This is a genomic window from Yimella radicis (assembly GCF_054778255.1).
The window spans coordinates 26,979-49,364 of the sequence record NZ_BAAGZR010000009.1 but is presented as its reverse complement, the minus strand read 5'-3'; the positions used below and the strand labels follow the sequence as shown (position 1 = coordinate 49,364).

General features: G+C 66.4%; 20 protein-coding genes. 9 read left to right on the top strand and 11 right to left on the bottom strand.

Annotation, left to right across the window (positions count from 1 at the left end):
- The first annotated feature begins 133 nt into the window (after positions 1–133).
- Positions 134–961, top strand: a complete 828-nt coding sequence (locus ACYU8W_RS07320) for a hypothetical protein (RefSeq protein ID WP_499467889.1) — start codon at positions 134–136, stop codon at positions 959–961.
- Positions 962–1,027: 66 nt separating this feature from the next.
- On the opposite strand, the gene ACYU8W_RS07315 is transcribed toward ACYU8W_RS07320, so the two are convergent.
- Genes ACYU8W_RS07315 through ACYU8W_RS07305 form a run of 3 tightly spaced genes read right to left on the bottom strand, consistent with a single transcriptional unit; the run spans position 1,028 to position 6,469 of the window.
- Entirely contained in the window at positions 1,028–2,242 is a 1,215-nt protein-coding gene (locus tag ACYU8W_RS07315; RefSeq protein WP_239701915.1) for a pyridoxal phosphate-dependent aminotransferase, read from the bottom strand.
- Positions 2,243–2,264: 22 nt separating this feature from the next.
- The gene (locus tag ACYU8W_RS07310; protein ID WP_499467887.1) at positions 2,265–5,318 is read right to left on the bottom strand and encodes an AAA family ATPase; all 3,054 of its coding nucleotides are present in this window, start codon (positions 5,316–5,318) and stop codon (positions 2,265–2,267) included.
- A complete protein-coding gene (locus ACYU8W_RS07305; protein ID WP_499467885.1) occupies positions 5,315–6,469 on the bottom strand; it encodes an exonuclease SbcCD subunit D in 1,155 nt (384 codons plus the stop codon). The genes ACYU8W_RS07310 and ACYU8W_RS07305 overlap by 4 nt, the downstream gene beginning before the upstream one ends.
- 180 nt (positions 6,470–6,649) lie before the next feature.
- On the opposite strand from ACYU8W_RS07305, the gene ACYU8W_RS07300 reads away from it, so the two are divergent.
- Positions 6,650–8,131: a glutamate-cysteine ligase family protein gene (locus ACYU8W_RS07300; protein WP_499467883.1), complete on the top strand. Its 1,482-nt coding sequence runs from the start codon at positions 6,650–6,652 to the stop codon at positions 8,129–8,131.
- A gap of 104 nt (positions 8,132–8,235) precedes the next feature.
- On the opposite strand, the gene ACYU8W_RS07295 is transcribed toward ACYU8W_RS07300, so the two are convergent.
- A complete protein-coding gene (locus ACYU8W_RS07295) occupies positions 8,236–8,844 on the bottom strand; it encodes a histidine phosphatase family protein (RefSeq protein ID WP_129623851.1) in 609 nt (202 codons plus the stop codon).
- 30 nt (positions 8,845–8,874) lie between these two features.
- Between ACYU8W_RS07295 and ACYU8W_RS07290 the strand changes: the two genes are divergently transcribed.
- The 3 genes from ACYU8W_RS07290 to ACYU8W_RS07280 are packed head-to-tail and all read left to right on the top strand — an operon-like array spanning position 8,875 to position 10,488.
- A complete protein-coding gene (locus tag ACYU8W_RS07290; RefSeq protein WP_499467881.1) occupies positions 8,875–9,309 on the top strand; it encodes an OsmC family protein in 435 nt (144 codons plus the stop codon).
- A 6-nt stretch (positions 9,310–9,315) separates the two neighbouring features.
- Complete coding sequence (locus tag ACYU8W_RS07285; protein WP_499467879.1) at positions 9,316–9,858, top strand: DUF1697 domain-containing protein; 543 nt, start codon at positions 9,316–9,318, stop codon at positions 9,856–9,858.
- A gap of 9 nt (positions 9,859–9,867) precedes the next feature.
- Positions 9,868–10,488 (top strand): L-threonylcarbamoyladenylate synthase, encoded by a 621-nt coding sequence (locus ACYU8W_RS07280; RefSeq protein ID WP_129623848.1) that lies wholly within the window; start codon positions 9,868–9,870, stop codon positions 10,486–10,488.
- Between the two features lies 1 nt (position 10,489).
- On the opposite strand, the gene ACYU8W_RS07275 is transcribed toward ACYU8W_RS07280, so the two are convergent.
- Complete coding sequence (locus ACYU8W_RS07275; RefSeq protein ID WP_255407396.1) at positions 10,490–10,612, bottom strand: hypothetical protein; 123 nt, start codon at positions 10,610–10,612, stop codon at positions 10,490–10,492.
- Positions 10,613–10,734: 122 nt separating this feature from the next.
- On the opposite strand from ACYU8W_RS07275, the gene ACYU8W_RS07270 reads away from it, so the two are divergent.
- Positions 10,735–11,712 (top strand): quinone oxidoreductase family protein, encoded by a 978-nt coding sequence (locus ACYU8W_RS07270; protein ID WP_499467878.1) that lies wholly within the window; start codon positions 10,735–10,737, stop codon positions 11,710–11,712.
- Positions 11,713–11,778: 66 nt separating this feature from the next.
- Here ACYU8W_RS07270 and ACYU8W_RS07265 read toward each other — a convergent pair whose 3' ends face one another.
- Positions 11,779–12,792: an LLM class flavin-dependent oxidoreductase gene (locus ACYU8W_RS07265; RefSeq protein ID WP_499467877.1), complete on the bottom strand. Its 1,014-nt coding sequence runs from the start codon at positions 12,790–12,792 to the stop codon at positions 11,779–11,781.
- 76 nt (positions 12,793–12,868) lie between these two features.
- On the opposite strand from ACYU8W_RS07265, the gene ACYU8W_RS07260 reads away from it, so the two are divergent.
- Positions 12,869–14,254 (top strand): FAD-binding oxidoreductase, encoded by a 1,386-nt coding sequence (locus ACYU8W_RS07260; RefSeq protein WP_499467875.1) that lies wholly within the window; start codon positions 12,869–12,871, stop codon positions 14,252–14,254.
- A 55-nt stretch (positions 14,255–14,309) separates the two neighbouring features.
- Entirely contained in the window at positions 14,310–15,092 is a 783-nt protein-coding gene (locus ACYU8W_RS07255) for a dioxygenase family protein (RefSeq protein WP_499467873.1), read from the top strand.
- Positions 15,093–15,111: 19 nt separating this feature from the next.
- Here the strand turns inward: ACYU8W_RS07255 and ACYU8W_RS07250 are convergent, their stop codons facing one another.
- The 4 genes from ACYU8W_RS07250 to ACYU8W_RS07235 form a co-directional block, all read right to left on the bottom strand.
- Positions 15,112–15,912, bottom strand: coding sequence for an SDR family oxidoreductase (locus ACYU8W_RS07250; RefSeq protein ID WP_499467871.1), 801 nt, complete (start codon positions 15,910–15,912; stop codon positions 15,112–15,114).
- A gap of 345 nt (positions 15,913–16,257) precedes the next feature.
- Positions 16,258–17,196, bottom strand: a complete 939-nt coding sequence (locus tag ACYU8W_RS07245; protein ID WP_499467869.1) for a pseudouridine synthase — start codon at positions 17,194–17,196, stop codon at positions 16,258–16,260.
- 18 nt (positions 17,197–17,214) lie between these two features.
- The gene (locus ACYU8W_RS07240; RefSeq protein ID WP_499467868.1) at positions 17,215–18,306 is read right to left on the bottom strand and encodes a methyltransferase; all 1,092 of its coding nucleotides are present in this window, start codon (positions 18,304–18,306) and stop codon (positions 17,215–17,217) included.
- A 176-nt stretch (positions 18,307–18,482) separates the two neighbouring features.
- Entirely contained in the window at positions 18,483–18,800 is a 318-nt protein-coding gene (locus ACYU8W_RS07235; protein ID WP_129623840.1) for a putative quinol monooxygenase, read from the bottom strand.
- 300 nt (positions 18,801–19,100) lie between these two features.
- Between ACYU8W_RS07235 and ACYU8W_RS07230 the strand changes: the two genes are divergently transcribed.
- Positions 19,101–19,784 carry a lysophospholipid acyltransferase family protein gene (locus tag ACYU8W_RS07230; protein WP_499467866.1) on the top strand — a complete coding sequence of 228 codons (684 nt, stop codon included), beginning with the start codon at positions 19,101–19,103 and terminating at the stop codon, positions 19,782–19,784.
- Positions 19,785–19,949: 165 nt separating this feature from the next.
- On the opposite strand, the gene ACYU8W_RS07225 is transcribed toward ACYU8W_RS07230, so the two are convergent.
- The gene (locus tag ACYU8W_RS07225) at positions 19,950–22,328 is read right to left on the bottom strand and encodes an ATP-dependent DNA ligase (RefSeq protein ID WP_499467865.1); all 2,379 of its coding nucleotides are present in this window, start codon (positions 22,326–22,328) and stop codon (positions 19,950–19,952) included.
- Positions 22,329–22,386: the final 58 nt, after the last annotated feature.

Here is a 22,386-nt window from a genome sequence, read left to right as displayed (position 1 = left end):
AATCTTCACAGGTACAGGGACCTGGGAGGAAAGTATGTTCGGTAGGCATGGTCGGTCGCGGGGGACAGAGAGCGCACATGCGCTGCAACCGAAGAACCGTCAACAGGCAATGACGCCGGTCAGTCGGCGGACCGTGACCAAGGGGGCAGCCTGGGCAGCTCCGGTCGTGGTCATCGGCGGGACTGCGCCCGCGTTTGCGGCCTCCGGCTGGACGGTTTGGTTCGAGTCCCTGGGCATCGCCTGCAAGCTCCCCGGCAATTCATGCGTGAACGAGACCGGCATCAGCAAAGGTTATGTGATCAGGGTGAAGGTCTGTCACAACATCCCATATCCGACACAAATCACCGTTCGTGATGCGCTGGTGAGTCTGGGTGGCGCAACAGCCACCCTGTGGCAGGTGGCGGTTGCCGATATTTCATGTGCCTACGGCACAGCGTCCACGACGACCGACCCCGACGCGGGCCAGCAGGCAGATGTACTACTCAATATGACTGCGGCGCCGGCAGGGGGACAAGCATGCTGCATCGTCGACTTCGGCATCGAGGGCCAGCCAGATAGTGCGAACGCTTCGATCAGCGGTTCGGCACCGTTCAGTTGGAATGTCCCCTCAGCCCATGCAGATGAGAAGAACAAGACCGGCACGGGGACGATCATCTTGGGTGCGCCCGCGACCCCTCCATGCAAGGACTGCAAGATCACCGACGTGCCGAACGACCCGACGCCAACCACGATCTCGGCGAAGTCGTCGTCCAGTTCCTCCACCTCCGGTGCCACGAAGTCCTCGGCGGCCAGTGCACCGACCAGTGAGCCAGCCAGCACGGCTGCACCGACAAGCACGGCTGCACCGACAAGCACGGCTGCACCGACAAGTACGGCCAACTCGGCACCCGCAGCTTCGTCGAGCACTTCAACGACAAGCGCACCGACGTCGACGAGCGCGGATCCCCCCTCGGGCTCGTGACGAAACGCGAAGGGCGCCGGCACAGACGTGTGCCGGCGCCCTTCGCCATGTCGCCTGCACCGGCGGTCAGCGCATCGTTGCCAGGAACTCGTCGATCCGGCCGATCGCCTCGGTCAGCACTTCGACGTCGGGCAAGGTGACCAGGCGGAAGTGGTCGGGCTCGAACCAGTTGAATCCGGTGCCATGGGTGACCAGGATCTTCTTCGCGCGCAACAGGTCGATCACGAACTGTTCGTCGTCCTTGATCGGGTACACGTCCGGGTCGAGGCGCGGGAAGCAGTACAGAGCGCCTTCGGGTTCGACGCAGCTCACGCCCGGGATCTCGTTCAGCAACCGGGAGGCCAGCTTCGACTGCTCGTAGAAACGTCCGCCGGGCACGATCAGTTCGTTGACCGACTGGTAGCCGCCGAGCGCCGTCTGGATCGCGTGCTGCGCGGGGACGTTTGCGCACATGCGCATGTTGGCGAGCAGGGTGAGGCCTTCGAGGAAGTCGGTGGCCAGGTGCTTGGGGCCGGTGATGTAGACCCAGCCGGCCCGGTAGCCGCAGACTCGGTAGGCCTTCGACAGTCCGCTGAAGGTCAGGCACAGGACGTCGTCGCCCGCGTACGTCGCGGCATGGTGGTGCTGGGCGTCGTCGAAGATGATCTTCTCGTAGATCTCGTCGGCCATGACCACCAGATCGTGGCGGCGTGCGATGTCGATGAGTCCCTTGACGATGTCGGGGGAGTAGACGGCGCCCGTCGGGTTGTTCGGGTTGATGATCACCAAGGCGTGGGTGTTGTCGGTGATCTTCGACTCGATGTCCTCGAGGTCGGGATTCCAGCCGTTCTCCTCGTCGCACCGGTAGTGCACCGGTACGCCGCCGCAGAGGGTGACCGCTCCGGTCCACAGCGGGTAGTCGGGTGCCGGGACGAGGATCTCGTTGCCGTCATCGATGAATGTCTGCAGCACCATGTTGATCAGCTCGGAGACGCCGTTGCCGATGAACACGTCGTCGACGACCGCGTCGCGGAAGCCGCGTGACTGGTAGTACTGCGCGACGGCGGTGCGTGCGCTGTAGATGCCGCGCGAGTCGCTGTACCCCTGCGCATCGGGGAGTGACTGCACCATGCCGGCGACGATCGCCTCCGGCGCCTCGAAACCGAACGGGGCAGTGTTGCCGATGTTGAGCTTCAGGATGCGGTGACCCTCGGCTTCGAGACGCTGAGCCTCGACGAGGATCGGGCCACGGACGTCGTAACGAACTCCCTGGAGCTTGCGGGACTGGCGAATGGTGCGCATGCGGTCAGCTTTCCACAGCGGGTCAGGCGGCCGAGCCCGCATCGCCGACAAGCACCTCGACCCGTGAGCCCTGCTCGGTCTTGTGCACGCGGATCTGCGCCGGCACCCGCGTTCGCAACTCACTCACGTGACTCACGATGCCCACCGTGCGACCGCCCGACCGCAACTCGTCGAGCACCTGCATCACCAGCTCGAGCGACTCGTCGTCAAGGCTGCCGAATCCTTCGTCGACGAGCAGTGTCTGCAGCGGTCGGCCACCGGCCTCGTGCAGGACGGCCTGGCCGAGCGCGAGCGCCAGGGCGAGGGACACCATGAACGTCTCGCCGCCGGACAGTGATGCGGTGTCCCGGGAGGTGCCGGTCCAGGAGTCGAGCACCTGCAGGCCGAGACCACTGCGAGCGCCGCCCTTGGCTTTCGCGTCGGTGTGTTCGAGTTGGTAGCGGCCACCGGACATGATCGCGAGCTGGTGATTGGCCAGGGTGGTGACGTGTTCGAGGCGTGCGGCCAGCACGTAGGCCGACAACCGCATGTGCAGCGCGTTGTCGCCCGCGCCGGAGACCAGGTCGGCGAGCCGGTCAAGGGCCGGAAGTCGTTCTCGGTCGGCCTCGGACTGCGCGAGATGCTGTCGGACGTCCTCGCCGAGCCGCTCGAGACTGCCCGCCGCCCGCTTGGCGTACTCGAAGACCGATTGCGCCTTCTTGTTCTCCTCGAGGGCGGCCCGGCGTCGCGCTGCAGCGGCCGCGGGATCTGCCGGCGTCTGCGCCATCGCCTCTTGGACCTCGGGCTGATCGAGCACGCCACGTGCTTGCTGGGCCAGGTCGTGGGCGTGTTCCAGCTGACGACGTAGTTCGGCTTCCTCCGGATCGGCAATCCGCGCCGTTACGGCTTCTGCGGCGTCCAAGAAACCTTCATCGTCCAGTTGACGGTTCAGCTCCTGCGAGCAGTCCTCGGCGGTAGAGCTTGCGTCCTCGGCCTGCCGGGACAGTTCGGCCCACTGCTGAAGTTTCGACGACAATGCCTTGTGGACGAGGACGATCGACTCGACGCGCTCGTCGTCGTGCTCCGAGGTCGCACGGCAGGGACACAGCTCGTCGTGGGTGGCGAGGCAATCGTCGCGACGAGTGCGGGCGTCGGCGGCTTGGGTCTGCAACGAGTCGCGTTCGGTGGTCGCGCGGATGGCTGACTCGTCGGCCTGCTTCTCCTCGTGCTGCAGTTGTTCGGCGCGGTGGGTGAGGTCCACCTTCTGCCGTTCGCATGAGGCGAGCACCGCCTCGGCCCGGTCGACCGACGAGCGTCGGCGCTGCACCTCGGCGCGGACCGTGGCCGCGGTCGATTCATCGAGGGTTTCGGCGGCGAGTTCGCACCAGCGCACCTGGATCAGTTCGAGCGCGCTCTGCGATGTCTCGGTCGTAGCCCGGGCAGCCGCAGCCCGACGGCCGGCGTCGTCGTACTCCTTGCGGCGGGCCGCGGCCTCGGCTTCGGCACGGTCGATGTCGTCCTGGCGCACGATCGAAGCGGACGACGCGGGTGCGGGGTGTTCGCAGGAGCCGCAGACAGGACACGGGTCACCGGTCACCAGGCCTTCTGCGAGTTCGCCGGCGAATCCGGCGAGGCGTCGTACCCGTAGGTCGACGGCAGCGCGCTCCGCGTCCAGGAATACGGTGCGAGCTCCCTCCAGGGACCGCTGCGCGGCACTCAGGATCTTCGTCGCCGACGCGACTCGGTCGCGAGCCTGCTGCCACTCGGCGAGGACGAGTTCACGGCGTTCGAGATCGGGAACGGTGTCGATCGTCTGGCCGGCTGCGAGGGCCGTGGTCGCCAGTACTTGGAGTCGTTCGGCGACCTGGCGCTGCGCAGTGCGAACAGTTTCCTTGGCCGCCTCGGCGGCATTCAGCGTCGTGACGACCGCGGGCAGCGTGCGTTCGGCGCGGTCGAGGATGCGTGCTGCCTCGGCCGCCTGTGCCAGGGCGGGCTCGGCCTGGGCGACGCTCACACGCAGTTGCTCGGGAGCAGTGGTGAGTTCGGCGAGTTCGCCGGTGACCCGCGCGAGGGCGGTTTGCGCCTGCTGCTCACGGACGCGGGCACGCTCGAGTGCGCGGATCGCCCCCTGCACGCGCGTCGCGCACACATGTCGATCCAGGCGCTGCTGCAGCGCAGCCCGTTGGTCAGCACCCTCCTCCCAGGCCTGCCAGACCTGCCCGGCCCGTGCGCCCTGCTGCTGCAAACGGGCGAGTGTGGTCTCTCGATCGACCTGCTGTGTCGCGTTATCGAGCGCGGCGCTGGTGGCATCGGTGGCCGCGAGCGCGTAGGTGAGGCGCTCGGAGGTGTGCTCCCGCGTCGACTCGATGACCGTCGGCAGCGCGCAGACGGACAACTCACGCCATTGTTCGATCTGCGGGGCAAGGTCGACGAGCGACTCCTCGGCCCGCACGACCGCCGTGCGAATCTGCGCGTCCTTCGCGTCGATGGCCGAGCGCACGGAGCGGCGGGTGTCTACGAGCCACTGCTCGAGGTCACTGAATCGGGAGATGTCGAACAGCTTGCGCAGCAGATCGGCGCGGTCGTCGGCCTTCGCCCGAAGGAACGCCGCGAACTCACCCTGCGGCAACAGCACGACCTGAGCGAACTGTTGCGCGCCGAGGCCGATGAGTTCGTCGAGCACTTCTGCAACCTCGTCGGCGCGCGTACTCAACGTGCTCCACCCGGTGCCGGTGCGTTCCTGCAGCAGCACCTTCGCCGGTCGTTGGACTCGGCCGGTGCCGCGCTTCTTCACCGCGAAATAGCGCGGGGAGCGCGTGACGCGCAGGCGGCGGCCGGCCACGGTGAACTCCAGTGCCACCTCCGGTGTGACGCCGGGACGGGCGTGGTCGCTGGCCAGCCGCTCGGCCTGCGAGCGACGTGCTCCGGGGACGGTGGAGAAGATCGCGAAACTGATGGCATCGAGCACGCTCGTCTTGCCGCTTCCGGTCGGACCGTGCATGAGGAACAACCCGTGCGCCCCGAGGGCATCGAAGTCGATTGTTTCGGTGTCGCCGAACGGACCGAACGCCCGCAGCTCAAGGAGGTGCAGCTTCACGCCACACCCGCTCGCCGGTCGGCGACACCTTCGTCGTCCTTGCCGGCGCGAGCGACCCGGATCGCGCCGAGACCTTCCTGCAGCAGCGCCTGCTCGGCCTCGTCCACCGGGGTGGAACGGACGTGCTCGACGAAGTCGCAGCAGACCTCGACGTCCGCCTTGGCGTGCAGGCGTTGGACGTAGGACTGGCCGGAGTCCGCCCGCACCGGTCCGTCGAAATGCAGCGACAACGTATGCGGGAAACGGCCACGGATTCGCTCCATGGCGGCGACCGGCTGCAGCGCGTCGGTCAGTGTCACCTCGCACCAGGCGTCCTGCGCATGATCCAACGACGGGTCGTCGAGGAGTTCTTCGAGTTCGCCCCGCAAGCGGGCCAGGCCGCGGAACACCGGCGTGGGGATCTGTTCGTAGGTGCCGGCGTCGAGGTCGACCAGCGTGGACGACTTCGGGTGGCCGGCCTCGCTGAACGAGAACGGCATCGGCGACCCGCTGTAACGGACGTTGTCGCGCAGCACCTGCGGCCGGTGCAAGTGACCCAGCGCCACATAGTCGATGTCGTCGAAGACCTCGACGGGGACGACGCCGAGCCCGCCAACCGACACATCACGCTCGGAGTCGCTGGTCGTCGCGCCCGCGACGAAGGAATGGGCCATCACGACCGTGCGCGCGGCCCCCGGGTGTTCGCGGACGCGGGACAGCGCCGCTCGCATCACTCCCGCGTGGGTGCGCTCGGTGGCACCGAGTGCCTCGGCCGCAACAGCAGGTTCGAGGTAGGGGAGGGCGTGGATCGCGGTGTCGCCCACCACGATGGGTGAACCGATCTGCGACAGATCCGTGACGATGTGCAACCCGACGCGGGACAGCAGCCGGGCACCGAAACCGAGCCGCCGGGCGGAGTCGTGATTGCCGCTGGACAGGATCACGCTGGTGCCGGCCTCCGACAGAGCGACCAGCGCATCGTCCAGTACGGCGACTGTGTCGGGAGAGGGGAGAGCACGGTCGTAGATGTCGCCCGACACCAGCAGTGCGTCGACGCGCTCGGACCGAACGACCTCGACCAGGTGCTGCAGATATGCGCGCTGGGCATCGAGCAGCCCGACCCCATGGAAGGACCGGCCCAGGTGCCAGTCGGAGGTATGGAGCAAGCGCATGGTGCGAGATTAGGTGGCACCACCGACAACCTCACCGACCAACACGGGTCGGGGTCCGGTTGCCGGGCAAGCGGACGTCCGTCGCCTGAATATTCCTGCGAAGTCCAGCGGGCGAACAGCCCTACGGGTGGTGCCTCCTGTGGTTAGTTTTGGGCGCAGCATTCGACGAAGGGGTGGGTCATGGGATCCGATATCGCAGGTACGAGTTACACCCGCGAAGAACGACAGCGTTACCGCGAGAAAGTCCGTCAGGATCTCGACGTCTTCGAACGCATGCTGCACACCCGTGGCTTCGAGTTCGACCGACAACTGACCGGCATGGAGATCGAGATGAACCTCGTCGACGGCCAGATGCAGCCGACGATGAACAATGCGGCGGTCCTGGAGAAGATCCACGACGCCGACTACCAGACCGAACTCGGCCAATACAACATTGAGCTCAACGTGAGCCCGCGTCCGATGCCGGGCGAGGAAGCTCTCAAGCTCGAGGAGGACCTCCGGGCCAGCCTCAACCGCGCCGCCGGTCTGGCCGAGGAAGCCGGCGCCCGCATCGTCACGATCGGCATCCTGCCGACGATCATGCCCGACCACTTCCACACCGAGTGGATGAGCGCGAACACCCGGTACGCAGCCCTCAACGAGGCGATCTTCAACGCGCGCGGCGAGGATCTCTTCATCGACATCGAGGGCCCCACCGGCGAGCGCCTGGCGACCTACGCCGATTCGATCGCGCCGGAGTCGGCGTGTACCTCCGTGCAGTTGCACCTGCAGGTGAAGCCGCTGCAGTTCGCCGCGTATTGGAATGCGGCACAGGCCATTTCGGGCGTCCAGCTCGCGCTCGGCGCGAACTCACCGTTCTTCTTCGGCAAGCAGCTGTGGCACGAGACACGCATCCCGCTGTTCAAGCAGGCGACCGACACCCGCAGTGTCGAGCTCAAGAATCAGGGTGTTCGTCCCCGCGTCTGGTTCGGCGAGCGGTGGATCACCTCGATCTTCGACCTGTTCGAGGAGAACGTCCGGTACTTCCCGGCGCTGTTGCCCGAGTGCAGCGACGAGGACCCGGTCGCACTCTTCGAAAAGGGGAAAGCTCCCGACCTGTCCGAACTGCGCCTGCACAACGGCACGGTCTACCGTTGGAACCGTCCGATCTACGACATCGTCGGCGGGCGCCCCCACCTGCGGGTCGAGAACCGCGTGTTGCCGGCCGGGCCGACCATCGTCGACACCATCGCCAATTCTGCCTTCTACTACGGCGTGGTGCGCATGTTGGCGGAGGACGAGCGTCCGGTGTGGACCCGGATGAGCTTCGCGGCAGCCAACGAGAACTTCTCGCAATGCGCTCGCCGAAGCATCGACGCGAAGGTCTACTGGCCGGGCTTCGGCGAAGTCGCTGCGGACGAACTGATCCTGCGCCATCTGCTGCCGCTCGCACACGAGGGTCTGGAGAAGTGGGGGGTCTCGCAGGCGGTGCGCGACCGTTACCTCGGTGTCGTCGAGGACCGCTGCCGCGCCGGCGTCAACGGGGCGACCTGGCAGATCGCCTGCGTGAACAAGCTCGAGGAACAAGGACTGTCGCGACACGACGCACTGGTCGCCATGATGGAGCGTTACCTGGTCGGCATGAGCGCGAACGAGCCCGTGCACACCTGGCAGCTGCCCTGAGAATCGGACGGCGCAGCCGGCTCAGGATCCGCGCGGTCTCTCGTGATCGGCGCACGTTCCAAGGTGCGCCGATCACCGGAGGGTGCTCGGATTGCGGTGCCGGATCAGTCCTTGATCTGGTGGTTCCACACCTGGATGGTCGGCTGACCGTGGTGGAAGCCGAGCATCGAGATCGAGCCGGCACCCAGCAGCAGACGGGCGCCGAAGCGGGGGCTCATCTGCAGGAACACCGATGCCAGGATGCGCAACGAGTGACCGTGGGCGACCAGCGCAACGTTGCCTTCGTCGATCATCGGCGTCACCTTCGCCAGGACGTGGGAGACACGGGCGGCGACGTCCCACACGGACTCGCCGGGAGTCTTGCCCGGGACGACACCGTCCTTGAAGACCTCCCACGTCGGATCGCCGACCTGCTCGCGGATCTGCGGCGTGGTCATGCCTTCGTAGCCGCCGTAGTCCCATTCACGAAGTTCGGGCGCGATCTCGACATCGCGCAGACCGGCCAGTTCCGCCGTCCGCACCGCCCGTTGCATCGGTGAACTGAACGCACCGACGAAGTTCATGTCGGCCAGGAAGTCGGCCATCCGGCGGGCGTCCGCTTCGCCGTCGGGCAACAGCGGCATGTCGGTGGTGCCGGTGTGCTGGCCGGTGCGGGACCACTCGGTCTGGCCGTGTCGGATCAGGACGAGGCTGTGCTCCACCGGTTGGCTCATGGCCGCCACGCTAGTGGCAGGCTTGGCAGCATGACGAACAACGACGCCATGCGCTCGGTCTCCATCGTCCGGACGTCCGCCGGCAAGTTCCGCGCGACCAACGCCCGCGGCGGCATCCTCGACTTCGGCAGCGGCGGTGACGACCAGTTCACGCCGGTCGAACTTCTGTTGGCCTCGATCGCCGGTTGCTCAGCCATCGACGTCGACATCTTCACCAGCCGTCGCAGCGAACCCGACACCTTCGAGGTGACGGCGTCGGGGGAGAAGCTGCGCGACGAACAGCACAACCACATGGGGCCGATCACGGTGCGGTTCGAGGTCACGTTCCCCGAGGGCGAAGCAGGCGATGCCGCTCGCAAGGTGCTGCCCGATTCGGTGCAGCAGTCGCACGACCGCCTCTGCACGGTCAGCCGGACCGTTCAGCTCGGCGCACCGGTGACGATGGACGTCGCCGAGGGCCACTGAGCCTCGATGGCGGTCCACATCGCGTTCCTGCGAGCGGTGAACGTCGCACCGCGTTGGGTGAAGATGGAGCAGCTGCGAAAGCTGCTGTCCGACAACGGTTTCGATGGCGTCGAAACCCACATCCAGTCAGGAAACATCCGGTTCAGGACGGCCACGCGCAGCCGCGCGAAGATCGTCGCCACGCTCGAGCGCCTGATCGAGGACGAGTTCGGCTTCCCTGTCCCGGTGGTGCTCCGAACACCGGATCGACTGAGTCGGATCGCTGCCCACGCCGATGCATTGCCCGATCCCATCGGCGGTGTGCAGAGTCGCTATGTGACGTTCTGCGTCCACACGCCGTCGTCCGATACCGCGCGGACGATCGGCGGCTGGGAGGTCGACGGTGAGCGACTGATGGTCGACGGTGACGAAATCCATTGGTGGTTGGCGAAATCTGCGCACCAGGCGAAGATCTCCAATGCGCGTATCGAGAAGCTGGTCGGGCCGGCGACCACCCGCGACCTGAAGGTCGTTCGCGCCCTGGCCGCCAAGTGGGGCGACCCAGCGTAAATTTGCGCCATGGCCCGCTATTACGACGTCCACCCGGTCGACCCGCAGCCGCGCAGCATCAATCAGGCGGTCGACATCCTGCGCGACGGCGGCCTGATCGCATATCCGACAGACTCCTGCTTCGCGCTCGGTGCGATGCTCGGCAATGCCGACGCGAAGGATCGGATCATGCGAATCCGGCAGCTGGACGACAAGCACCACTTCACGCTGATGTGTCACGACTTCGCACAGCTCGGCCAGTTCGTGATCATCGACAACAAGGTGTTCCGTGCGCTGAAGGCCGCGACGCCGGGCCAGTACACCTTCATCCTGCCGGCCACCTCCGAGGTGCCGCGAAGGTTCATGCACGCCAAGAAGAAGACCGTCGGGGTGCGCATTCCGAGTCACCCGGTGGTGCACTCGTTGCTCAGCGCCCTCGGTGAACCGCTGCTGACCAGCACCCTGTTGCTACCCGGTGAGGACGAACCGATGGTCGACGGCTGGTCGATCAAGGATCGCCTCGATCACGAGGTGGACGCCGTCATCGACAGCGGGGAGTGCGGCACCGAACCGACCACCGTCGTGGACTTCGCGTCCGGCTACCCCGAGATCGTCCGGGTCGGTGCCGGCGATCCCACACCCTTCGAGTGACTCAGCGGCCGGCGTCGGCGGAGACCGGCGCCGCGTCCTGGATGCGCAGGAAGGGTCGCGCTTGTTCGATCTCGTAGGCGAGTTCGAGCAGCAGTCGCTCCTTGCCCTTTTTTGCCGAGAGCATGAAGCCGTTCGGAACACCGCTGCGCGACAACCTCATCGGCACCGAGACGGCTGTCGGCCAGTATGACCAGCCTTCCGACTCCGGGGAAGGATTCGTCGGCATGGCGGTCATAGAGTGAACACATGACGCGCGCACTCATGGTGACCGAACACGGCGACCGATCCGTCCTCGCAGTGCAGGACGTCGATGTCGTACCGCCCGGGCCGGACGAGATCCAGGTGCAGGTGGCCGCCATCGGAGTCAACTTCATCGATGTCTACAAGCGGCAGGGCGTCTATGCCGGTGACACCCCGTTCGTCCTGGGCGAGGAGGCTGCCGGCGAGGTCGTGGCTGTCGGTGACGGCGTGGCAGATTTCGCCGTCGGCGACCGAGTTGCCTGGGCCCAATCCGGCGGCAGCGCAGCCGAACTGGTGAACGTGTACGCGTCTGTCGTGGTGCCCGTGCCCGACGGTCTGGGTCTCGATATCGCCGCGGCGGCGATGCTGCAAGGGATGACGGCTCATTACCTGGTCAACTCCACCTGGCCGGTGCAGCGCGATCAGGTCGCGCTCGTCCACGCCGCTGCCGGAGGCGTGGGTCAGCTGCTCGTGCAGATGATCGGGGCCAAAGGGGCCGACGTCATTGCGACGGCCGGCAGCGAGGACAAACTGCGCATCGCGCACGATCTGGGCGCCGCACACACGATCAACTACCGCGAGTTCGAAGGTGAGGCCTTGGCCCACGAGGTCCGACGGGTGGCCGGGCGCGGCGTCGACGTCGTGTACGACGGAGTGGGCGAGACGACCTTCGACGCGTCCCTGGCCAGCCTGCGTCCACGCGGGATGATGGTGCTCTTCGGCGCAGCGAGCGGACAGGTGCCGCCGTTCGACCTGCAGCGCCTCAACAGTGAAGGGTCGCTGTTCGTCACCCGCCCCACGCTGCGTGACTACCTGCTCGACCGCGACGAGTTGCTCTGGCGTGCACGCGAAGTGCTCGGTGGGTTGGCCGACGGCTCGTTGCGTCTGGAGATCGGGGCGAGTTACCCGATCGACCGAGCGGCAGCGGCTTATGAGGCTCTCGAGGGCCGCCGAACGACCGGCAAGGTGATCCTGACTCCCTGACGTGCGGCGCCGAATCCCTCACCGGGATCCGACGACACAACTCGCCGGCGAGTCACCGTGTCTCGATCAGCCGGTCAGACCCCAGACCTGCGCAAGCGCGTCGTAGGACTCGCGACGGTGCTGCGGGTCGAAGGTGTACGTCGTCACGATGACCTCGTCGAGGGAGTGCTCCTCGACGAACTCGCCCAACCGGTCGCGGACGGTCTGCGCCGTCCCGACGAAGGTCGCGCGCTCGTCGGGTCGCCCGGCGAACTGCAGTGCTGCCTGCGGGATGACCGTCGAGAGGTCGTCGACCGGCGGCAGGAGCGGGCCGAGTTGTCCGGTGCGCAGGTGGACGCGCATCTGCTGCGAGGTGGTGAACAGCCGCTCCGCCTCGGCCTGGGTGTCGGCGATGACCACGTTCGCCCCCGCCATCACCGTCGGACGGTCCACCTGTGCTGTGCGCACGTCGGCCTGGAAGTGCTCGCGGTACACCTGCAGCGCCTCCCGGATCTGCTGCGGTGCGAAGTGGGAGGCGAACGAGTAGGGCAGCCCGAGTGCGGCCGCCACCTGGGCGCCGCCGGTGGACGACCCGAGCATCCACACCGGGACGTTCGTGCCCTCGCCGGGGATCGCCCGGACGCCGCCGGGCAGCGACCGCGGCTCGCCCAGCAGATCGATGATCGCGACGACGTCCGATGCGAATGAGTTCAGGTCCGGTTCGCCGCGCCGCAGGGCGGCAGCGGTCATCGGATCGGTGCCGGGGGCGCGTCCGATGCCGAGATCGAAACGGTCGCCGTACAAGGTGGCGAGGGTGCCGTAGTACTCGGCGACCATCAGGGGTGCGTGGTTGGGCAGCATGACCCCGCCGCTGCCCAGGCGGATGCGTTCGGTGTGGTGTGCCAGGTCGGCCAGCACCACCGAACTCGCGGACGCCATGAAGGTCGTACTCCCGTGATGCTCGGCCACCCAGAGGCGCTTGTAACCGAGGCGATCCACATCGGCCGCGAGGGTGCGCGTGTGGTCGAAGGCGGTCGAGCGCGCCATTCCTTCGCTGACCGGGACGAGTTCGAGGACCGAGAGCGGGATAACTGGGTTCACGGTTGGTCAAACCACTTCACGGGCGAGGTTGTTCCGCGTCCTAGGGTGAGGGTGGAATCGAATCCAGGAGGTCACGATGAGCGCGAGCCGAGAAGCGCAGGCCGGTGTGGTCGAGGAACTGACCGATGAACTGGGCGCCGACGTGGTGCGCACCAGCGACGAGCAGCGCGAGGCCTACCGTTACGACTGGGCCCGTGACCCGGACGCGGTGTTGCCGTTGGCGGTTGTACTGCCTCGGAACGTCGAACAGGTGCAGGCGACGATGCGATGGGCCACGCGGCACGGAGTATTCGTGATTCCGCGCGGCGCCGGCTCGGGCTTGTCCGGTGGTGCGAGTGCCCAGGCCGGCAGCATCGTGCTCTGCCTCGAACGGATGACCGCGATCGAGGTCGATCCGGCCACCCGAACCGCACGCGCGCAGGCGGGAGCGCTGAACGCATCCGTCAAGCAGGCCGCTGCCGAACACGGTCTGTGGTACCCGCCGGACCCGTCGTCCTTCCAGATCTCCACCATCGGCGGCAACGTCGCGACCAATGCCGGCGGCCTGTGCTGTGTGAAGTACGGGGTCACCGTCGACTACGTGCTGGGTCTGCAGGTGGTGCTGGCCGACGGTCGGCTCATCACCCTCGGCGGCCCGCGACTGAAGGACGTCGCCGGTCTGCCGCTGATCAAGTTGCTGGTCGGCAGCGAGGGCACCCTCGGCATCGTCACCGAGGTGTTGTGTCGCCTGGTGCCGAAACTGCCCGAACCCGCGACGTTGGTCGCCACCTTCGAGACGCTGACGGACGCGGCTCTTGCGGTGGTCGCCACCTGCGCGACCAGTCGTCCCTCGATGGTCGAACTCATCGACAACGCCTCGATCAACGCGGTCGAGGACCACCGAGCGATGGGCCTCGACCGTGCGGCCGGCGCGATGCTGCTCATCCAGTCGGACGCCGCCGGCGAGTCGCGCGCCCTCGAACTCGCGGCCGCGCGCGCGGCGTGCGAAGAAGCGTCCGCGACCGAGATCTTCGAGACCGACGACCCGGACGAAGGCGCGATGTTCGTCGAAGCACGACGCGCTGTGTTCCCGGCCCTCGAACGGCTCGGTGCCTACATGCTGGAGGACGTCGGAGCATCGGTGCCGCTGCTGCCCGAACTCGTCGGGGGAGTGGCCGACATCGCGTCAGCGCACGATTTGCTGATCGCTGTGGTGGCTCACGCGGGTGACGGCAACACCCATCCGGTCATCGTGTACGACGCGTCGAACGAGGATGAAAAGCGGCGCGCTGCAACGGCTTTCACCCAGATCATGGAGTTGGCGCTCTCGCTCGGAGGAACGATCACCGGCGAGCACGGAGTCGGGCGGCTCAAGCAGCCGTTGCTGTCGCGCCAGCTCGGTGAGGACGTGATGGGTCTGCAACACGCGATCCGGAAGGTCTGGGATCCGCAGGGCCTGCTCAATCCGGGCGCCGGATACTGAACGGCTCTGCGGGGTAGTAGTTGATAGATCAACAAAAACTGCCTACGCTGCTTCCATGAGCGAACGGATGCCGGTGATCTATCTGTCCCATGGTGCGCCGCCGCTCGCCGACGACCGCACATGGGCGAGCGAGCTGTCCGCGTGGTCCACGAGGCTGCCCACCCCACGCAACGTGCTGATTGTCTCGGCGCACTGGGAGAACAGCCCGATCACAGTGTCTTCGACCACCGGTGCACCACTGACCTACGACTTCTGGGGCTTCGACCCGAAGTACTACGAGGTGACCTACCAACCGCCGGCCGCGGACGAACTCGCCGCCTCGGTGGCCCGCACTGTCGCCGATCTCGGTCCCGTCTTCCAGGACCAGGATCGCGGACTCGATCACGGTGCCTACGTGCCGATGGTCGAGATGTATCCCGACGCCGAGGTGCCGGTTCTGCAGGTGTCCCTGCCGACGCTCGACCCACGCAGCCTTTTCGACTTCGGCCGCAAGCTGTCGACACTGCGCGACGAAGGCACTCTCATCGTGGGCTCCGGGTTCACCACCCACAACCTGCGGTGGTTCCACCCGTCCGAACCGGCGGACGCCGCTGCTCCGACGCCATCTCGCGAGTTCGACCACTGGGCGGCCGAACGCGTGGGCGCCGGGGACGTCGACGCCATCCTCGACTGGGAGTCCAAGGCGCCTGCGGCCCGTGAGGCGCACCCGCGCTCGGAGCACTGGGCACCACTGTTCGTCGCCCTCGGCGCGGGCTCCGTCGATGGTGCGGTCAGCGGGAGCAGTGAGATCGACGGGTTCTGGTACGGACTCAGCAAACGATCGTGGAGTTTCGCCTGAGCCGAGGTCTGCGCTGCGGTCAGTCGGCGAGCAAGGACGCCTGGTAACGACGCATTCCGCGCAGCCAGCGCTCGTGATCCGACGTCTTCTGTCGCATCATCTCAAGCACCTGAGCGTGCGGCAGGATCAGGAATCGCTGCGCCGCAACGGCTTCCAGCACCTCCTGCGCAACCGTGTCGGGCGTCAGCACGTCTCCCGCCGACAGCACGGCGTTGGTGGCCGCCCTTCCGAGCCGGTCGCCACTGTCGCGACCGGCGTACAGGATCGCGGTCTCGACTCCCATGGGGCACAGGCAGCTGACTCCCACGCCCTGATCGCCGAAGGTGATGCTGAGCCACTCCGCGTAAGCGACTGCAGCGTGTTTGGTGACGGTGTAGGTGGCCGATCCGATCTGGGTGAGCAGGCCTGCCGCCGAGGCCGTGCTGACGAAGTAGCCGGATCCGGCCTGCACCCAGCGGGGGACCAGGCGCTGCGCCGCCCGGATATGAGCGCGGGTGTTGACCTCGAAGCTGTGGTCCCACTGCTGCTCGGTGACCTCGAGTCCGCTGGCGCCGATCACACCGGCGTTCGCGAAGTAGAGGTGGACGTCGCCGAAGCTGTCGTCGGCCACGCCGATCAACTCGTCGATCACACCGGGATCGGCCACATCACCGGTGACGGCAACTGCGCTGTCGCCCAATTCTTCTGCGACGTCCTGCACGGTGGGGGACAGGTCGGCGAGCACGACCCGTGCACCGCCTCCCACCAGTGCTCGTCCGAGTGCGGCGCCGATGCCTGCGCCCGCTCCGGTGACGATCGCCACCTTGCCGTCGATGTCCACGAGATCTCCTGGGGGTTGTCGTCAGTGGTGCAGTGGTCGAGTCCTGATTCAAGCTCATCAGTCCTGGCGATGCGTGGCAGTCCCGCCGAACCAGACTGCCGTCAGGGTAACGCGAGCACTTGTATTGAACACTTGCGCAAAGTGGGCGCCTCCGGAGAGCGGAAGCCGCTACCCGGTCAGACGCGCGGGCCGGCCGGATCTGGGCTCGGTGGTGCGACGTTGACCCGACATGCAGTTGCTGGAACAGGCGACCGGGTTCGGTCCGAAGGTCGACCTCGCCGAGGGTGTCCGCCGCTGCGGGAGTGGTACCGAAAGGCGTGAGATCTGCTTGTCCCGCGCTCAACATCAAGACGAGACTCCGCAGACGGGGAGCCGGCGGCCACTTCGGGGGCTGACCGGCTCCTTCGTCACCGGGTCGACGAACTCGATGCTGGCTGCGAGCAACTGCAGCGGGGTGCTGAAGTCGTTCCGCGCGACCTGCAGCTGCCGGGGGTACAGCGGGTCACCGATGATCGGTGCACCGAGGTGGCTCATCGTCGCCCGCAGTTGATGCGTCCGTCCGGTGACCGGCCGTAGCTCGTACAGAGCGTCGTCGCCATGGTGTTCGACCCGTCGGATCCTGGTGTGGGAGTTGGGTTCCGGGTGGGCAACCTCGACACGGGTTGCGTGCTCGCCGTGCACCTTCGTCAGGTGCAGGTACATATCGGTGGTTTGTTCGAAGTCCTCCAGCGCGGGCGCCAGTGCGAGGTAGGTCTTGACGACTCTTCGGGTGGCGAACAACTCCTGGTAGGGGGCACGCCACCGCGGGTCCTTGGTCAGCACCAGCACGCCGCTGGTCAGCCGGTCGAGCCGATGAGCCGGACTGAGCAACGGCAGATCGAGTTCGTCTCGCAACCGTGCAACGGCGGTCTGGACGATGTGGCTGCCGCGAGGCATCGTCGCCAGGAACGGTGGCTTGTCGACGACCAGGATTCGCTCGTCCTCGTGGATGACCGGGATCCCGAACGGTACGACCGGCTCGGGTGCGAACTCCCGCCGGACGAACACCACCCGTCCGGCGACGTAGGGCGTGGAGCGATCGACCTGCGTACCGTCGGGTTCTGCGACATCTCCCGCGTCGAGCTTCGCATCGACCTCGTCCGGCGTGAGCGCCGACAGACGTTCGACGAGGTGATCACGGACCGTTGTCCAAGAATCATTGTGCGGCAGCGATATTCGCATCGCGTCGATGCCGTGTTCCTGAGGAAACGGTGATCGTGGACGGTGGCGGCGACCACGACTCATGAGTGACTCACTGCCGGATCATGTACGGCTCAGCTGCACCAGCACCTCGTGGTGGCTGCTCTGCGGAAACATGTGGAACACCCGTGCTCGGTCGACGCCGAACGACGGGAGCAGAACGAGATCCGTCGCCAGGCTGCGTGGATTGCAACTGGAGTAGACGAGGTGACGGGTGGCCGAGCGCTCGAGCCATTTGCAGACGTCCGGGCCGATGCCCCGTCGGGGTGGGTTCACGACGACGACGTCCGGCGCGGGCGCCGCAGCGACAGCTTCGAACGCGTCCCCCGCCACGAAGGTGAATCTCGATGTCGCACCTGCGGACTCGAGTTCGGCGGCCGTGCGCCGAGCACTGATGATTGCGTCCGGGGACAGTTCCGCTCCGAACACCTCCCGCATGCCTTGGCCGGCGGCGGTCAGCCCGAACCCGCCCACACCGCAGAACAGATCCAGCAGGACCGCGGGAGTGAGATCGCCGATCCAGTCCGCTGCCTGTGCGTACAGCTGAGTGGCGACGAAAGTGTTCGTCTGGAAGAAGCTTGCCGGCCGCAGGTGCAATCTGACCTCACCCATCCGCATCGGGAGGGTGTCGTGCTCGGTGAGGACGATCTCCTGCGCACCCTCCGTCACCGCACGATGATCGGGCAGCAGGTTCACCGACACGACCCTCGTACCAGGAACGTGCTTGTGCAGCAATGGAATTGCTCGTTCCACCTTGCCCAGTTGCCCGGTGGAGCGCAGCACGAACCGGATCATGAACTCGCCGTCGGGGGAGTGGGTGACGATGAGATTCTTCAGCTCGCCGTTGCGGTTCGGGACGTCGTACGGCGTGAGCCCCGCTTCGGCGACGACCTCCCTCAGCAACGGCAGCGCGTCGGCCAAGGCGGGTTGGTACAGACCGCACCCGGTGAGATCGACGCCGTTGCCGTGGTCGTCGACGATGCCGAGGGTCGGTGCGCCGCGGCGTCCGCCGACCATCAGCTTCGCCTTGTTCCGGAAACCCGACTCGGGCCCGGTCGCGGGTGGCAGCCATTGCTCGGCTCGGACGTGCTCGGCAAGAGTCCTCGTGACGAGGTCGTCGCCGTCGTGGACCTGCTGCGGGTACGGCACGTTCATGAACGTGCACGACCGGCACTCGTGCCGATCGAAGTACCCACAACGCATGGGGTCGAGGATAGGCGGACGCAAGGCGCGGCCCGGGATCGCTCCCGGACCGCGCCCATCGTGCATCGCTCAGACCTGCGCCTTGTCCAGACCACCGGTCCATTGACCGACTCGATCAAGGTCTGAACTCAGTCCACCGACATCTCGCCGAGCTTGCTCCACCCCTCGACCTTCGTGTTCACGATGTCCGGGGTGCGCTGCAGGTACTTCGGCAACTCGGCGGTGGCCTTCTTGAAGTGGTCGCTCTGCACGTGCTTCGCGCCGGCGTCGTCGTCCTCGAACGCTTCGATGAGGATGTACTCGTTCGGGTCGTCGAGGCACCGCGACCAGCGGAAGAACAGGCAGCCGTCCTCGGCGTTGCACGCCTCGGTGAACTCCTTGGCCAGCTGCGGCCAGTCGTCGGCGTGCTCGGGCTTCACTGGGAACTTGGCGGTGATGAAGATCAAGGCGTCTCCTTGGGTCGTTTCAGGTACGGGTCCAGCCTCTCAAACGGCAGGACGGGATGGCAGGTAGGTGCAACGCTGATTTGTAAAGGACTCAAGCAGATCGTCGATAGCGTGGCAACGTGTTCCAAGGGACTTGTTTCTCCTCACGTTCTCGCGGGCGGCGCGGGAGCGGGGCTTACGCCGGAAAGAAAGTTCTCACCATGGTTGGTCTCGGGTGCCGTTCTGCTGATCGTCAGACTGTCGGTGTTCACCCGAGCCGTCGTGGTGTTCTTCAGTAATGAATGAGGCTGGGAGGGCGTGATGGAACAGAAGAAGCCGCTGCTGCTGCGCGCCAAGGACGCGGCGGGGTTCGCGCTGGTCTGGTCGCTCGCGAAAGTGGCCCACCGCGTGCGGTACACCCGGTCCGACGACATCCCGGGCGAAGGCCCGGTGATCATCGTCGCGAACCACATGACGATGAGTGAGCCACTCGCCGTTGCTCGAATGGTGACCGGACACAGGCGTTTTCCGCACTTCCTCGCGATGCGTGAGGTGTTCTCCTGGCCGGTGGTCGGGTGGCTCGCCCGGGCGACCGGTCAGATTCCCGTCGCGCGCGGATCCGCGAACGCCGCCGCAGCTCTGGACGAAGCCGGGCGCCGTCTCGACCTCGGGCAGGTCGTGGTGCTCTACCCCGAGGGACGGCTCACCACCGAACCCGATCGGATGCCGGGACCGGCCCGAACAGGCGCTGCGCGGCTCGCATTGACGCATCCCGAAGCGCCGGTCTTCCCGGTCGGGCTCTGGGGCCCGAAGCAGGGGACCGAGCACCTCTGGCACCGCCACTCGGCCCACTTCAGCGTCGGACCGCAGATCGACCTGAGCGTGTTCGCCGGACGGACCGACGACCAGGCGGCGCGTGAAGCGACCGACCTGATCATGGCTGCCATCCGCACCGAGGTGCTCAACGCGAAGGCCCTGCACGCCGTCCGGCACGACGAGAGGTAGCGGTTCAGCCCCGTCGCATCCAGCTGCGGCAATCCTCCGATCGGGGGTCGTGGACGACAGCGGAGTCGTCTGCAAACGCGCGAAGCTGCGTGTGTCCGGTTCGTAGGCCGGCCATTGCGGTGCGTCCCCCTTCGCGAAACCGACCCACGCGGACTTGCGAGCAGTTCAGCCATCCTCCCTGACCACGTCCTGCGGGTTCTTGTCCGGACGCCAGCCGCGCCAGGCGGGGTGGCGCAGCCGGTCGGTGGACGTCCATTCGCCGAAAGTCACCTCACCGACCTCGCTGGGTCGCACCCACTTGGCATCCTTGGCGTCGGCGCGAGGCACGTCGTCGAGCGCGGGAGTCTTGCGCTCCAGTCGCTCCAGGCGATTCTTGATCTCGGCCAGCTGTTTGGCGTTGAACCCGGTGCCGACACGTCCGACGTAGGTGAGTCCGTCGTCCCCGTTGACGGCCAAGAGCAACGAGCCGATCGTGTTCGCACGACTGCCCGCACCGGGTTTCCAACCGACGACGATCACCTCCTGCATTCGCTGGTTCTTGATCTTCAACCACGTCCCCGCGCGCTTGCCCTGCTGATAAACGCCGTCGATGGTCTTGGCGATCACCCCTTCGAGTTTCAGGTCCTTGCTGACCTTCAACGCTGCCTCTGCGTCCGAACCCAAAGTCACTGGCACGTGGATGTATTCGCCGTCCAACGTGAGTGCTTCCAGTGCCTTTCGACGCTCCGAGTACGGCGTCCGGAGCACGGATTCGCCGTCGAGGTACAGCAGATCGAACACCATGTAGTGCGCCTTCGATCCGCCCGCACCGTGATTCTGCAGGCTGCCGAAATTTGACCTGCCGTCCTCGTCGAGCGCGACGATCTCGCCGTCGAGCACCGCGGTGTGGCCATCGAGGAGCGAACCCAGTTCGGCGAGTTCGGGATAGGTGCGGGTGAAGTCCTTGCCGTTGCGGCTGCGCAGCGACGCCTGACCGCCGGTGACCTCGGCGATCGCGCGGTAGCCGTCCCATTTCGTCTCGAACACCCAGTCACGTGTGCCGAGGTCGTCGACCGAACCGACACTCGCGAGCATCGCCTCGAAGCGCGGCAACTTCTGGTCGGTCGTGGAATCGGATGTGCCGGTCGCGGCCTGGCTGTCGGCTGGTTCGAGCTCCATGCGGTGCATCAGCCAGTTCTTGTCGTCGCCGCCCATCTTGGTATGGATGATCGCGAACTTCGCCGGCTCTCCGCCCAGGCCTCCGTCGGGACGCCCGTGCAGGACAGCGATCACTTCCTTGTCATCGCGCCACTTCTCGCACTCGTAGGTGCCGGCGTCCCAGATCTTCACCTCACCGCCGCCGTACTGACCCTGCGGAATCGTGCCCTCGAAGCTGCCGTACTCCAGCGGATGGTCCTCGGTCATGACCGCGAGGTGGTTCTCCTTCGGGTCGTCCGGTGGCCCCTTGGGCACCGCCCACGACACCAGCACGCCGTCCCGTTCGAGCCGGAAGTCGTAGTGCAGGCGGCTGGCGTGATGCTCCTGGATGACGAACGAATTTCCTTCGCCGGCAACGGGGGACGCCTCGGGCACCGGTTCCGGTGTCTTGGCCTGATCCCGCATGCTCCGGTACTTCGTCAGCCGATCCTTCGCGGTGCGCGAGACGCGTTCGTCCTTGTCCAGCAGCACTTGCATCGGATCGCCGATGGAGGCAAGACGCTCCAGTACCTGCGTCGGTGTGAGTTGCTCCAGGGAGGCGGTGAGTTCGTTCCATTCGCGAGGGACAGCGACATACGGGTGATCCCGTCCGCGCAAGGAGTACGGCGCGACAGCCGTCTTGTTGCCGTTGTTCTCGCTCCAGTCGATGAGCACCCGGCCGCCGCGAACGTCCTTGCGCATGTTGCTGACCACCAGATCCGGGTGCTCTTTCTCCAGAGCCTCGGCGAACGCCTTGGCCACCTCGGTGACCTGTCCTGCCGTGTGCTTACCGTCCAATCCGGCGTACAGGTGAATACCCTTGCTGCCGCTGGTGACCGGCACCGACGTCAGCTTCATTCCGTCCAGCAGTTCCTTGCAGAGGTGGGCGACCTCGATGCACTCTGCGATGCCGGCACCCTCGCCCGGGTCGAGGTCGAGAATCATCCGGTCAGGGTTCTGATGCCCGCCGCGCGGACCGACCTTCCATTGCGGGACGTGGATCTCCAGACTCGCCAGCTGGGCCAGCCAGACCAAGGTGGCTTCGTCGTCGACAAGTGGGTAGGTCGACGCGCGATGGCGATGCTCCAAGGACACCGTGGCGACCCAGTCCGGCGTCGACGCGGGGTCGAGGTTCTTGTGGAAGAACGCGTCCCTCGGCTCGTCAGCTGTACCCACACCGTCGACCCAGCGCTTGCGTGTCGCCGGTCGGCGCGACGCATGCGCGACGAACCACGGGGCCACCTGGCGGTAGTAGTCGATGACGTCGCCCTTGGTCGTGCCGGTCTCGGGGTACATCACCTTGTCGAGGTTGGTCACCTTGATCTCGTGACCGCCGACCTCGATCGCGGTCTGTTCGCTCTTGGCCATGTCGTCAGTCTGGCCACTTGCGAAGCTCGGCGGTCACGAAACCGTCACCCGACGTCCG